We start from the raw sequence: 14543 nt of genomic DNA on the forward strand, positions 1-14543 counted from the left end.
ATCTTGCTTGAAAAATAAAAAAAGACGCCCGGGCGGGCGTCTTTTACTTCATCCGCCATTTAGACGGCGGCTCTTTTGTATATTTAGACAGGGAAGAAGAACAGTTAGGGCAGATGACAGCCTGACTGGGAATAGACAAACAGCAGTACGGGCAATCCTTCTTAGTCATAGAGAGCATCGGGTCCTGATGCGGCTTCTTCCATCTGTTTAATTGCCACACCACAAGAAAAACGGCAAAGAGAACGATCAGAAATCGCACAGAAGCCGTAAGGAAAAGGCCGTAATTTATCGTGGGCGCTCCGGCTGCTTCCGCTGCTGATCTGGAAGAATACGCTGTACCATTCAGACTTATGAACATATTCTCTATGTCCATCTTATGATACAGGAGACCGATGGGAGGCATGAGAAGGTCCTTGACGAAGGAATCAATAAAGCCACTGAATGCTGCTCCCAGCACCATCCCTACGCCTATATCCACCGCACTTCCACGCATTGCAAACTGTTTAAACTCCCTTAAGAGACCCATACACGCCCTCCTTCCTCACCAATGTATGTAAGGAGGAGACAAGCTATGAATCGATCTACAAAACAGCCTTTTGACAGACTTCCGGTACCGAACCAAGCAAGTCATAGGTCAAGCAGATGGGACGGTTCGTCCGGGGATCCTGGACTACTTCCGCGTCGATTTGGAATACTTCCTTCAGCACGTCTTTCCGAATCACGTCTTCAGGAGTGCCTTCTCGAATCACTTTCCCTCCGCGAAGGGCCACGATATAATCAGCAAACCGTGCCGCATGATTCAAATCGTGAATGACCATGACGATCGTGCGTCCTTCTTCTCGATTCAGCTGCTCCAAAAGCTTTAAAACTTCCAACTGGTGGGCAAGATCCAAGTACGTTGTCGGCTCATCAAGAATGAGCAGTTCTGTTTCCTGCGCCAGTGCCATCGCAATCCACACCCGTTGCCGCTGTCCGCCGGATAAGGCATCGATGGAACGGTTAGAGAATTCTTCTACTCCGGTGATTTCAAGCGCCCATTGGATCACTTCTCTATCGTGATCAGACAGCTTCCCAAACCCTTTTTGGTGTGGATACCGCCCATAAGAAACCAGCTCTGAAACAGTCAGACCGCTTGGAGCTTTCGGTGTTTGCGGAAGAACACCCATCTTCTTGGCTATTTCTTTCGTCGACTCTTTTTTTATGGCTTTCCCGTCCAGATAAATGCTTCCTTCCTGAACGGAGTGGATTCTTGCCAAAGCCTTCAGAATTGTAGACTTCCCGCATCCATTCGGTCCGATGATCGTCGTAATTTGATTTTCAGGTATATCCAAATCTAAATCCCGGACGACATGATGGTCTCCATAAGCGATACCTACCTGCTCTGTCATTAGCTTTGCCATGCTGGAATCCTCCCTAAGTGTGAACGTGAAACTATCTCCGACAATGAAAATCATTATCAATATTATATAATTCCTTCCTTTTTTTCGCAAGCAGCCCCTCTTTCAGGCATTTATAAAAAACATCTTTACGTTTCCACTTATTCGCTTATAATAAGAGCACTAACTTGAATGGAAGAAGGTGTACGGTAAATGGAGAAGAAGAGAACGGAATTGAATCCTCCTCAAATTCTAATCCTGGTCTTTTTATTCTTTATTACATTAGGAACATTTCTATTAATGCTTCCCTTCTCTACTACGGAGGGTATTACATTAGGGGATGCTTTGTTTACAGCAACCTCTGCTATGACAGTAACAGGTCTTGCCGTTGTCGATACCGGGACAGCATTCACATTAGTCGGTCAGTGGGTCATTCTTGCGCTTATTCAATTAGGTGGATTAGGAATCATGACATTCGCTGTACTTATTTTCATGGCTCTCGGTAAGAAAATAGGCTTGAAAGAGCGAATGATTATTCAGCAGTCTCTAAACCAGACGGCAGTCGGTGGAATCATCCTCCTTGTTAAGAAGCTGTTGATTTTCTCCATCAGTATGGAACTGGTCGCCATCGTCCTGTTGTCCTTTCGATGGGTGCCTGAATTCGGGCTGTCCAGAGGAATTTATGTCAGCACGTTCCATGCAATTTCAGCCTTCAATAATGCTGGATTTTCCGTTTGGTCGGACAGCCTGTCCGGATATGTTACCGATCCAGTCGTCAATATAGTCATTTCCTTTTTATTCATTATCGGAGGGGTAGGTTTCACGGTCGTCTTTGACTTGTGGAAAACCAAAGATTTTCATCGACTTTCCCTCCATACGAAGACGATGCTTGTCGGAACGATTGCCATCAATGTCTTCAGCATTCTCATGATTTTCGTTTTGGAATTTAACAACCCGGAAACAATAGGAAATATGTCTACGCCAGGAAAGCTGATGGCCTCCTACTTTCAGGCGGTAACGCCGAGAACAGCCGGATTTAACACCATTGATATTGGAGCGATGGAAGACGATTCGCTTTTCTTCATGCTCATGCTGATGTTTATCGGTGGGGGGAGCGCCTCTACCGCCGGAGGTATTAAACTTACTACAGCTGTGATTATCATCGTTGCTACCCTTGCTTTCTTCCGCGACAAGGAAGATTTGACTCTCTTCCGCAGAAGTCTGCGCCCAAGACTTGTCATGCGGGCTCTTGCATTGACGGTAGGCAGTGTGTTTCTTGTCTTTACCAGTACCTTCTTTTTAAACATGACGGAGGACGCTTCCTTCCTTTCCATTTTGTTTGAAGCCATTTCAGCATTCGGCACAGTCGGTCTTTCCACTGGAATTACAGGAGACTTGACCATTGCCGGAAAAATGATCCTTGTGTCGTTGATGCTTTTTGGTAAGCTGGGGCCGCTTACCTTTGCATTTGCCTTTACAAAACCACGGCCGGATCCGATCAAGTACCCAAAAGAAGAAGTATTGACCGGTTAATCAATCAAACACCCTGCCAATGGCAGGGTGTTTTTTCACACAAGGTTGTGTGCATGTATGGTTTTCTTTAAAACTGTTGCAAGCCCCTCAACTTCCTGCCTTGTGTGGCTAGGATGGAAAGAGATTCGAATGAATGTCTTCGCTTCTTCTTTCGACATTCCCATAGCAGTTAGGGCATAAGGCGTCTTACCTGCTTGACAGGCGCTGCCGGTTGAAAAGGCGTAGCCGAGTCTATTCGCCTCCAGCATCGCCCACTGACCTTCCACTCCTTTCAAACAGATTCCCACCACGGCATTCCCATTGCCGACGACACGGAATGACTCCCGGCATTCCTGCATCCTCTCAAGGAACCAGCGCTTTCTCTCGCTGATCTTCCGTTGATTTTCAATAAGATTGTCTACACTTTTACCGGCTGCTTCTGTAAATGCTGCCACTCCTGGTAAAGGAACCGTCCCTGGTCTCATGCCGGATTCGTGTGCAGGAGAAGGTGTTTTAGGCGGGACGTTCAAGGAAGGCTTTATGTAGACAGCACCGATCCCTGTTGGACCACCTATCTTATGGGCAGATAAAGAAAGGCTGTCTACCACCTTTGATACAGCACGTAAATCTTTTTTCCCGAAGGATTGTACACAATCACAGTGCATAAGAGCACCATATGTATCACAAAGTTGGTTCACTTCTTCCACCGGCTGTGTCGTACCGATGTCTCCGTTTACGTGCTGCATGATAACAAGCCCTGTCTCGTCATTCATGGTTGCTTTCAAGACCGCCATATTCAATACACCGTCTTCTGTAAACGGGATTCTCGTAACCGAAACGCCTTCCTCCTCCCATTGATCTACGAGATACTGAATGGAAGCATGCTCGCCTCCCGCTATTATCACACTCCTGTTGGGGCGGAGTGCCTGCAGCGATCTCAACGCTATTTCATTGCTCTCTGTTCCCCCGCTCGTGAAGTAAATACCTGCTTTCTCTACACCCACCATGTGAGCGATCCGTTCACGGCAGTGTTCCAATAAGCGTTTCGCATCTGTTCCAATATCATGAAGACTTCCGGTATTTCCAAAAAATTTTTTAGAAGCATGGATATAAACACTCAATGCTTCCTCTTCAATTGGGCAAGCAGCCGCGTAATCAAAGTAGTGCACACTCATTCCCCCTCATAAACGATAAATAAAATTTCACTTGTCTTTCTATACATCTTATGTAAATATTAATGTCAATACAAGTGTAAAGACAGTAGGTGCTGAAATGAGTATAGCAGACGTAATTATTATTGGCAGCGGCGCCTCCGCCCTCCAGCTTGCGAGACATCTTCACAGGGATAAACATGTGATAATTATCACAAAGTCCCATTTACAGCACGGAAACTCTCGTCTGGCTCAGGGAGGAATTGCTGCGGCGTTGGATAGCGAAGATCGTCCTTTCTATCATTTCGAGGATACGATGAAGGCCGGATGTTCCATCAGTGACGCCCAAGCGGTACACCATTTAACCCAACAGGCTCCCGGAGTAATGAAGAAACTATCAGCAGAGGGGTGCCCGTTCGATTTAAAAGAGGATGGGAACTTCTCCCTCGGCAGGGAAGGAGCTCATTCTTACAACAGAATTCTGCACAGCGGCGGGGATCAGACAGGAAGGTACTTGATGCAGTTCCTCGCCGAAACCCTTCCTCCCAACATTTCTGTTTATGAGCATCAGCATGTGTTCGAACTAATAAAAGATTCATACGGACGTTGCTGCGGGGTCCGAAGTAAAGATCAGAATAGAAATGTCCATACTTTCCTCGCTGCCCATATCGTAATGGCCACAGGTGGGTGCGGCCAGGTTTATCCGAATACTTCGAATGCCTCTACCATTACAGGAGATGGATCAGCTCTCGCCTATCATGCTGGTGCACAACTGTCAGATATGGAATTCGTTCAATTTCACCCGACCATGCTTTACATAAACGGAGAATCCAAAGGCTTGATAACGGAGGCAGTCCGAGGAGAAGGAGCCGTACTGGTTGACGAATTTGGAAATAACCTGATGGATGGTGTCCACCCATTAATGGAGCTCGCACCTCGTCATATTGTTGCACAGCGGATCCACGAGGTGCGAAACGCCGGCCGCAGCGCCTATTTAGATATTCGTGGTGTTTCCGATTTCCCTAATAAATTTCCAGCCATTACGAAACGATGCAGGGAGCATGGCCTGTCTATCAAAGAAGGGCTTCTTCCCGTAGCTCCAGGCTGTCACTTCCAAATGGGGGGGATTCAGACAGATACGGTTGGAAGAACGTCTTTGGCCGGATTCTATGCTGTCGGTGAAGCTGCCAGTAACGGTCTGCACGGAGCAAACCGTCTAGCAAGCAACTCGTTATTAGAATGCCTGGTTTACGGAAAAAGACTGGCGGAGCACCTGAACAGTCTTCCCCACGTGCATCCCCGTCCCCCTGTTAAACGGAAAAAAAAGAAACAACCGATGAGCATGCCGGAGCAGAGAACGATCCAAACGCACATGATGGCCAACGTCGGCATCATCCGCAGCAAAAAATCCCTGCAGAAACAGTTGGATTGGTTTTCATCCTACGAGGTGGAAGACCTTGTCTTCTGTGACCTTTCCACCCTGTCTGTCAGGCAGACCGAACTGTGCTTTCTCATGCAGACCGCATGGCTGATTACCAAATCTGCATGGGAAAGAGAAGAAAGCCGCGGCGCCCATATACGCACCGACTATCCGGACACGAAGGACGCTTGGAGCTCGAAACAAATTATTCAAGTATGGAAGAAGGAGTGGAAAATAGACGATGAACCGATTGAAACTGAAACACTGCCTGGAAACGTTCCTGCGGGAAGACGTCGGGGATAATGATTGGTGCGAATCTTTATTCGACCAAGAAACATACGGAAAAATGATTATACGAAGTAAGCAGACAGGCTGTTTTTGCGGAGGACCTGTCATCACCGAGGGATTCCGGGTACTCGATCCTTCTATTACTGTAGAGATATTGGCAGCTGAGGGAGAAGCACTTTATCCAGGCCTGGATATTGCCTCTATACAAGGCCCTCCGTCCGCTCTCCTTCAAGGAGAGCGCGTAATTTTAAACCTGATCCAAAGAATGAGCGGAATTGCTACAACGACACAGCAGGCCGTCCAGAAACTGAATAGTGACCACACGCGGATTTGTGATACTCGAAAAACAACACCGGGTCTTCGAATGTTTGAAAAATATGCCGTTCGGACAGGCGGTGGATACAACCATCGCTTTGGTTTATATGATGCCGTCATGCTTAAAGACAACCACATCGCCTACTTCGGTTCCATCAAGACTGCCGTGAAGCAGTTGAAAGACCGAGTCGGACATATGGTGAAAATTGAAGTCGAGACGGAATCCGCCGAACAAGTACGGGAAGCGGTAGAAGCAGGAGTCGATTGTATTATGTTCGATAACCGCACACCGGAACAAGTGGCCGCGTTAGCCGGCTTGGTACCGCCGGACATCATCACAGAAGCATCCGGCGGTATTACAATGGATACTCTTCACACATACCGAAACACAGGCGTGGACTACCTGTCACTCGGCCTGCTCACCCACTCGTATCAGGCCGTCGATATCAGTGCAAATGCCTGCACAGGAAAGGAAGTGAAACGATGAATTTATTCGATCAATTAGCTGTTGAGACACCTTCTATTCCATCCATGTATAAAGAAATGACAAGGAGAGAGCTGGAAGATCGGGCGATTGCGGTCAAACAGAAACTTGGGGCGAGAGTGTTCCTCCCCGGCCACCATTACCAAAAGGACGAAGTAATTCAATTCGCCGACACGAAGGGGGACTCACTCGTTCTGGCTCAACAGTCCGCATTGCAAAAAGAAGCAGAGTCGATCATTTTTTTAGGTGTTCACTTCATGGCAGAAACAGCAGACATTTTGACAGGGGAACATCAACGCGTCTATCTTCCAGATATGCGGGCTGGATGCTCAATGGCAGACATGGCGACAAAGGCGCAGACGGAGAAAGCATGGGAGAAACTGAACGATGTGTTCGGGGACTCGATTCTACCACTGACCTATGTGAATTCCACAGCAGCGATCAAAGCATTCGTCGGGCGGCATGGAGGAGCTACGGTAACTTCATCGAACGCGGCTGGAATGGTGAAATGGGCGTTTACACAAAAGCAGCGCATCCTGTTTCTACCCGACCAGCACCTTGGGCGAAATACTGCTTATGATTTAGGAGTACCTTTAGAGAACATGGCTGTTTGGGATCCAATGAAAGAAACACTGCTTTTTGACGGTGATTGGAGTAATATACAAGTAATCTTATGGCGGGGGCATTGTTCCGTCCACGAAAATTTCACCCCCTCTAATATTGCACAAGTTCGAAAGGATCACCCGGAGATGCACATCATCGTTCATCCGGAGTGTACAAGGGAAGTCGTCGCCCGTTCAGATTCTTCCGGGTCCACGAACTTCATTATCCAAACGATTGAACAAGCCCCTCCCGGAAGCGCCTTTGCCATTGGTACCGAGATGAATCTCGTCAAGCGAATTATCAAGGACCATCCGGATAAACACATCATCTCTTTGAATCCGAATATGTGTCCCTGCCTTACCATGAACCGAATCGATCTCCCTCACCTCCTCTGGTCACTTGAGGCACTTGATGCAGGACAGGAAATAAACAGGATTACCGTTGACAAGTATATCGCCAATGATGCGAAGAAGGCCCTTTCCAGAATGCTGGAGCGAGTATAAAAAAAGGATCGTTTGAATCGCTCTCCCATCTAATCATCGCTTCCTGTAGATACGAACGCCTTATATAATAGAGGCATTTCGTTCGACATTCGTTTATAATCGAACGTAGAACGAATAAATGGAAGAGGTGCCCCCCTGATGGAGACGTTAACAAAAAAAAGACTGCAGGCATTCCTCATTGATACTGCCATATCGACTGCTGCAGCACTCACTGCGGAATATTTCCTACGTAAAAAGGTAAAAAACGAAGCATTCCATACCATCGTCACTCCCACCCTCATGATGTGGGGGCTGGAGTACATCCAACTACGCCGCTCCGGCCAAACGATCGGCTACAAGAAGACAGGACTCAAACTCGAACATGCAGACGGGCTTCCACTAACATCGGCTGTAATTGCAAAAAGGATCGGCTATAGAGATACCATCAGCACCATAGATTATATTAAATCCAAAGAATCCTTTGAAGCGGATGGCGGCGCCATTTTCCCTCATGATCGTTATGCCGGCACTGTTGTACGCAGGAAATAAGTAAACAATCCCCTGAACAGTTGTTCAGGGGATTGTTGTTTTCTTTATTCCAATGTTCTCTCTTTACTACTCTCAGCCGGAAGAACGAAAATCAGGAAAGCAGCAGCGGCAATCAGTTCACAAATGATGATTACCAGAGCCATGGGCATGCCTGATGTTCCGTCCCCAAGCCCAACAAGCGGGGAAACTACGGCTCCAATCAAGAAAGGCAGCAGCCCCAGCAGAGCGGATGCACTGCCAGCCTGCTCCCCCTGTGTTTCCATAGCAAGGGAAAAGACCGTCGTATTGATAATACCTACGCTTGAAACAGCCAGGAACAAAGCAACACACAAAAAAATTACGGACAAGGACAGAAAGATTGCAAGGAACAATGCTAACCCACCGGCTACCGCCTGCACCAGACCATATCGCAGCAGACTGCTCTCCTTTATCTTACCGGCAAGTCGACCTGTGACTTGTGTGGCGATGATCAGACCAAATCCATTAATCGCAAATACCAGACTGAACATTTGCGGGGAGAGACCGTATATATCCTGAAGGACGAACGTGGATCCTGAAATATAAGCAAACATCGATCCCATTACGAACCCTTGCGTAAGCATATAGCCGGTAAATATACGATCTCTCAACAGGAGTCCGAATGTTGAGACCGCCTCTTTCCATCCACCTGATTTTTTATTGGTATCCGGCAGTGTTTCCTTAAGTCCAAAGAGAACCGCCAGAAACATGAGTGCACCGAGAACCGCCAGAACGCCAAAGACTCCTCGCCAGGACATGACTGTGAGTAACTGTCCCCCTGCAACAGGAGCCAGTATCGGCGCAAGACCGTTGACAAGCATTAGCAGGGAAAAGAACTTCGTCAATTCCGGACCGGAGAACAAATCACGCACGCTGGCGCGGGAAATAACCATACCTGCTGCACCGGAGAGACCTTGGACAAAACGCAGGGCGATAAACACCCAGACAGATCCAGCGAACATACACAGCAGCGATGAACTGGTATAGATCACCAGAGCCGAAACGAGAGGGCCTTTCCGCCCCTTAGCATCAGAGAATGGTCCGACAAACAACTGACCGAGAGCAAGACCGATCAAACAGGCAGTCAGGCTCAGCTGAGCAATGGACGCGCTCGTGCCGAGATCATCAGCAAGTGTCGGCAGGGCCGGCAGGTACATATCGATCGTTAGTGGTCCGAATGCACTCAAAGAACCTAGAATAACAATATATACGTACAAATAAGACCGAGAGAAAATAGGATGGTCACGCACTTCTGCATGTGCCATGGTACAACACCTTCTTTCACATAATGTTTTCCATCATAATGTCTCCATCCACTGGAGAGTCAAGCATATCCTGCTTTCCCTCTCCTTATTTGCCGGCATATACAAAAACCGGATGCCCCCCTATTCACATGAGGGCATCCGGTTTTCTTTTTTACTCAAGGATTAATAACGGTTCCATTCCATAATGTCTTCCATCGGCAGGCGTGTTTTCTCAAATCCTGCTTTTGTTCCTTTACCAAGAGAAATCAACATGATAGATTCAAAGTTTTCCGGCACATGGAAAGCTTCCATGAATTGATCTACATCGTATCCTCCCATCGGAACGGTATCATAACCTTTGGCTTTCGCAGCCAGCATAAGCTGGTTGGAAATAATTCCGCCATCGATATTGGCAATCTTCGTCAAGCGCTCCTGCGGAAAGTTTCCGTACGTGTCATAGATGCTGTTTACGTACATCTCTTTCACATCTTCCGGCATGTTTCCTTTTTCTGCAATTTGATTATAGATACGACCAGCATTCTCATAGGCGTTACGATCGCTCAACACAGCGATTACGACAGAAGCGTCTACAATTTGCTGCTGATTATTAGCGATAGGAAGCAGACGTTCCTTCTCCTTCTGGTCTTCAATAATCAGAAAGCGCCATGGCTGCAGGTTACTGGATGAAGGAGCAAGAGAAGCAGTCTCCAAAATTTCCTTTATTTCTTCACGGTCTATTTTGTAATCCGCATCATAGTGGCGGACGGAACGGCGCTCTTTTGCCACCGTCAGGAAGTCCGTATCCGGCAGTTCTTTCGGCGCTGCATTGGACGGACCCATATCCTTTGCTTTATTTAGGTAATCTTCTTTACTCATTGTTTTTTCAGACATTGTATATATCTCCTTCATTAACTGTATTTAATACAAGAACAGTATAATCTTTTAACTGTTCTTTTGTCAATTACAGTTGCTTGTTAAAGTATAAAAAAAACGAGGGCTTATCCGCCTCGTTTTTTACCGCTTTATATAGTCCGCCAGCGTTCGATCGCTCAAACCATTCAGAATCCAGTCTTCCATATCATCCCTTAGTTCAGATAATGTCAGCTGCGTTTCCGGAACGAAGCAATCTTTGCTGTCCGTTTCAAATAGATCTTTCGGAATCGTTTCCGCCTTCACCGCTTCATAGATTTCCGATAGTTTAATCTCTTCTGGACGCTTCACTAGGGAATAACCACCATCTCGTCCCTCTTTCGCCTGAATCAATTCGGCTTTTACTAAATGGGTCAATATTTTTCTAAGAAAAACGGACTTGGATTCCAGCTTCTCAGCAAGCTTACCGCTTGGGCACAACCCTTCGTTACTTGCAAGGACAATCAGTGCTTTCAAAGCCATCCCGAACCACTTAATACTTGATACTTTCTCCGCCATTGTCTCACCTCTTTACCTACCCCTTATTTTGAAACAGCTATGCACAAAAGTCAAAAAAACCGCCGGTATAATTGGAAAAAGCCCGGGGACGGCCCCGGGCTTTTTCTTTATTGCTGAATAGAGAGTTTAAGCTGGTTCTCTCCTACGGTGTACTCTTTCATACCTTCTTGTTCTTTCATGTTCAATTCATTGACAAGTACGTTCTCACGAATTAACGATTCGTTCTGTTTGATGGCTTGTTGAACATCCGCATCCCCGCTCAACGCGATATTGACACGAAGGTCAATCGGGAGATCCTGCTTTTTCCGCTCATCCTGAATGGCACGGATGACTTCACGAGCAAGACCTTCCAGACGAAGTTCATCCGTGATCGTTGTATCAAGAACCACATGGAAGTCTTGGTTCGACCCCATAGACAGCCCTGCGTCTGCGACACGTTCTACGTTCAGTAGATCCATCGTCACTTCCACATCGCCATCCGCCGTAGGAACGAGGACTTTCTCTTCCCGTACTACTTGAGCTGCTTCCTCCTCGGACATTTTCTCGAGGAAGCCTTTGACAAGACCGACATTCTTTCCAAGCACCGGACCGGCAGCACGGAAGTTCAGCTTCACGTCATAACGGACCAGATCTTCAGAAGATTGCTTCACTACCACATCCTTCACATTGATTTCATCACGGATGATGGAGCTGTATTCTTCCAAAGCTTTTCCTTTCTCTGGATTAACCGGAATGACCGCTAGCTCAGACAAAGGCTGCTTCGTCTTAATAGCTTCTGTGTTACGGACTCCACGTGCAAGCTCAACTACCTGCAATACAGCATCCATGTCCTCTTCCAGCTGTGTATTCATAACGGATTCATCCACTTTCGGGAAGAAAGCGAGGTGGACGCTTCCACCCGTCAAGTTATGATAAATATCATCAGCCAGGAATGGTGTATATGGTGCCATCAATTGGCTTAGCTGTACCAATACTTCGTGAAGCGTATGGTAAGCGGCCTTTTTGGACTCTGTCATTCCCTCTTCCCAGAAGCGATCACGGGAACGACGGATATACCAGTTACTGACCTCATCAATGTACTTCTCCAGCGCTTTCGCTGCTTTTGTAAAGTCATAAGCATCCAAAGCTTCATTGACGACAACCGTCACACTGTTCAGGCGGGAAAGCACCCAGCGGTCAAGAAGGGTTTTCTCTCCTGTTTCCTTTTCGTTATATTCGTAGCCGTCGATGTTCGCATACAACGTGTAGAATGCGTGTGTATTGACAAGTGTATCGATAACTTTCGATTTCGCCTCAATGACGACACGTTCCGAGAAGCGCTTGTTGTTCCAAGGTGCACTATCAGCAAGCAGCGCCCAACGGAAAGCATCCGCTCCGAACTTATTGACAATATCCATCGGGTGAAGGGCGTTCCCTTTACTTTTCGACATCTTACGGCCTTCCTCATCCAGGATGTGACCAGTGGAGAGGACGCGTTTGTACGGCGCTTTACCTGTGAACAGAGTGGATACAGCGAGCAGACTGTAGAACCAGCCGCGTGTCTGGTCAATTCCCTCACAGATGACATCAGCAGGGAACTGCTTCTCAAATTGATCTTTGTTCTCGAACGGATAGTGCTGTTGCGCAAACGGCATAGAGCCACTGTCAAACCAAACATCAATGACTTCCGGCACACGGTTCATCGTCCCGTTACACTTCTCACATGTCAATTGAACGCGGTCCACGTACGGTTTGTGAAGCTCTACATCCCCGATATCACCAATTGCTTTTTCTTGAAGATCTGCCTGGCTGTTCGGAGCATATTGGTGATCGCAGGAATCACAGATCCAGATTGGAAGCGGTGTTCCCCAGAAACGGTTACGGCCGATGTTCCAATCCACCATATTCTCAAGGAAGTTACCGAAACGACCATCCTTGATATGCTCTGGATGCCATTCGACCTGCTGGTTATTCTCCAGGAATTTATCCTTCATTTCTGTCGTTTTAATAAACCAGCTCTCGATTGCATAGTAAAGCAACGGAGAGTCGCAGCGCCAGCAGTGCGGATAGCTGTGCTCATATTTCTCTTTATGGAAAAGAAGACCTTCATTGGCCAGGTATTTGACGATATCAACATCGCAGTCTTTAACGAAACGACCTTCAAATGGAGGTACATCCTCCGTATAACGTCCTTGACCATCAACAACGTTGAAGAAGGACAAGTTGTGTTCTTTCACTAAGTTGTAGTCATCTTCTCCGTAGGCAGGAGCGATGTGAACGACACCCGTACCGCTTTCCGCGTTAACGAAGCCCGCTTCCACTACGAAGTGTCCTCGTTCCGGCTTCACAAACGGAAATGGTGCATGATATTCCGTCCCAGCGAATTCGCTTCCTTTATGTTTGGAAAGAACGTTATATTCTTCCCCAAGGTTTTTCTCAGCTAATGCTTCGGCAACGATATATACTTCCCCGTTTTGTTCCGCTTTGATATAGTCCAAATCCGGATGGACGGCAAGCGTCACGTTGGCAGGAAGCGTCCACGGAGTCGTCGTCCAACCAAGGAAGAACTCATTCTCGGACCCTTTGACTTTGAATTTCGCCGTGGCCGAAAGGTCTTTGACGTCTTCATATCCTTGTGCTACTTCATGAGAGCTCAATGTCGTCTGGCAGCTAGGGCAGTACGGCGTTACACGGTGACCCTTCGTCAAAAGGTCCCGTTTATGAAGATCACTCAGGATGTTCCATACGCTCTCGATATAACGGTTTTGCAAGGTAACATATGGATCATCCATATCAAGCCAGTATCCAATTGATTCTGTGAATTCACGCCATTGCTTTTCATAGTTGAAGACACTCTTCTTACACTCTTCAATGAATTTCTCTACCCCGTATTCTTCGATCTGCTGCTTTCCGGAAATACCCAGTTGTTTCTCGACTTCGAGTTCTACCGGGAGACCGTGGGTATCCCACCCGCCTTTACGAAGGACCTGATAGCCCTGCATCGTTTTATAACGGCCGATGAAGTCTTTGATGACACGGCCGAGGACGTGTCCGGCGTGCGGAAGACCATTCGCTGTCGGAGGTCCTTCATAAAAGACAAACGTCTCGTTTCCTTCCCGTTCACTCATAGAGCGACGGAAGACATCTTCCCTGTTCCAATAATCTTTGACGCGATTCTCACGGTCGAGAGCCGCTTCTTTCGTATTAACACTACGCATTCCTTCCACCTCTTACCCTTTTTTTATTTAACATGACAATCCCTAACCAGAAGCGTATGACCAATATAAGAAAGCATTAAAAAATCCGCCCCTGCTTCTACTAGAAAAACAGGGACGGATTGGAATCCGCGGTACCACCCATATTCCGCAAGTATTCTTGCGGCACTCGGTAATCACAACGGGTAACGGTCGTCTGCCGGTCCTGCTTACTCTGAACATTTCAGCAGTACTTCTCGGAGATGATCTTCAGCTGAACCTGCCATCGCTTCCCACCAGCCAGCGACTCTCTAAAGGCAGCATATCACGCCTACTCTTCTCGTCAACGAATTATACGTATCTTCTCCATATAGTACATGGGAATCTTTCGGATGTCAAAAGGTTGTTCCTCCCATCATCGCCCACTTTTCCCGATCCTATACCTGCGGCAGAATAAGCATTTCTTATTCCCCTCCATAATAAAACGGTATTACCAGCCT

At 47.2% G+C, this 14543-nt stretch carries 12 protein-coding genes and 1 other annotated feature; of the genes, 5 read left to right on the top strand and 7 right to left on the bottom strand.

Going from position 1 to position 14543, the window contains the following annotated elements:
- Positions 1 to 43 precede the first annotated feature (43 nt).
- Both mscL and AXG56_RS18100 read right to left on the bottom strand, forming a co-directional pair.
- Positions 44 to 526, bottom strand: coding sequence for a large conductance mechanosensitive channel protein MscL (gene mscL, locus AXG56_RS18095; protein ID WP_062515768.1), 483 nt, complete (start codon positions 524 to 526; stop codon positions 44 to 46).
- Between the two features lie 55 nt (positions 527 to 581).
- Positions 582 to 1400: an ABC transporter ATP-binding protein gene (locus AXG56_RS18100; RefSeq protein WP_062515769.1), complete on the bottom strand. Its 819-nt coding sequence runs from the start codon at positions 1398 to 1400 to the stop codon at positions 582 to 584.
- A gap of 189 nt (positions 1401 to 1589) precedes the next feature.
- Between AXG56_RS18100 and AXG56_RS18105 the strand changes: the two genes are divergently transcribed.
- Entirely contained in the window at positions 1590 to 2909 is a 1320-nt protein-coding gene (locus AXG56_RS18105; protein ID WP_062515770.1) for a TrkH family potassium uptake protein, read from the top strand.
- A 35-nt stretch (positions 2910 to 2944) separates the two neighbouring features.
- On the opposite strand, the gene AXG56_RS18110 is transcribed toward AXG56_RS18105, so the two are convergent.
- Positions 2945 to 4057: an IscS subfamily cysteine desulfurase gene (locus AXG56_RS18110; RefSeq protein ID WP_062515771.1), complete on the bottom strand. Its 1113-nt coding sequence runs from the start codon at positions 4055 to 4057 to the stop codon at positions 2945 to 2947.
- Positions 4058 to 4160: 103 nt separating this feature from the next.
- On the opposite strand from AXG56_RS18110, the gene nadB reads away from it, so the two are divergent.
- The 4 genes from nadB (at position 4161) to AXG56_RS18130 (ending at position 8180) form a co-directional block, all read left to right on the top strand.
- Positions 4161 to 5762, top strand: coding sequence for an L-aspartate oxidase (gene nadB, locus AXG56_RS18115; RefSeq protein WP_062515772.1), 1602 nt, complete (start codon positions 4161 to 4163; stop codon positions 5760 to 5762).
- Positions 5701 to 6549, top strand: coding sequence for a carboxylating nicotinate-nucleotide diphosphorylase (gene nadC, locus AXG56_RS18120; RefSeq protein WP_062515773.1), 849 nt, complete (start codon positions 5701 to 5703; stop codon positions 6547 to 6549). Before nadB ends, nadC begins: the two co-directional genes overlap by 62 nt.
- Positions 6546 to 7652, top strand: a complete 1107-nt coding sequence (nadA, locus tag AXG56_RS18125) for a quinolinate synthase NadA (RefSeq protein ID WP_026578873.1) — start codon at positions 6546 to 6548, stop codon at positions 7650 to 7652. The genes nadC and nadA overlap by 4 nt, the downstream gene beginning before the upstream one ends.
- Positions 7653 to 7790: 138 nt before the next feature.
- Positions 7791 to 8180: an RDD family protein gene (locus AXG56_RS18130; protein ID WP_008637633.1), complete on the top strand. Its 390-nt coding sequence runs from the start codon at positions 7791 to 7793 to the stop codon at positions 8178 to 8180.
- A gap of 44 nt (positions 8181 to 8224) precedes the next feature.
- On the opposite strand, the gene AXG56_RS18135 is transcribed toward AXG56_RS18130, so the two are convergent.
- The 4 genes from AXG56_RS18135 to ileS form a co-directional block, all read right to left on the bottom strand.
- The gene (locus AXG56_RS18135) at positions 8225 to 9463 is read right to left on the bottom strand and encodes a multidrug effflux MFS transporter (protein ID WP_051349007.1); all 1239 of its coding nucleotides are present in this window, start codon (positions 9461 to 9463) and stop codon (positions 8225 to 8227) included.
- 162 nt (positions 9464 to 9625) lie between these two features.
- Positions 9626 to 10333, bottom strand: a complete 708-nt coding sequence (locus AXG56_RS18140) for a nitroreductase family protein (protein WP_008637623.1) — start codon at positions 10331 to 10333, stop codon at positions 9626 to 9628.
- Positions 10334 to 10456: 123 nt separating this feature from the next.
- On the bottom strand, positions 10457 to 10870 hold the full coding sequence (locus AXG56_RS18145; RefSeq protein ID WP_008637621.1) for an Rrf2 family transcriptional regulator: 414 nt from the start codon (positions 10868 to 10870) through the stop codon (positions 10457 to 10459).
- Positions 10871 to 10977: 107 nt separating this feature from the next.
- Entirely contained in the window at positions 10978 to 14067 is a 3090-nt protein-coding gene (gene ileS / locus AXG56_RS18150; protein WP_062515774.1) for an isoleucine--tRNA ligase, read from the bottom strand.
- Positions 14068 to 14174: 107 nt separating this feature from the next.
- Positions 14175 to 14399: a binding site (T-box leader), on the bottom strand.
- Positions 14400 to 14543: the final 144 nt, after the last annotated feature.

This window comes from Halobacillus sp. KGW1, assembly GCF_001592845.1.
GTDB lineage: Bacteria > Bacillota > Bacilli > Bacillales > Halobacillaceae > Halobacillus.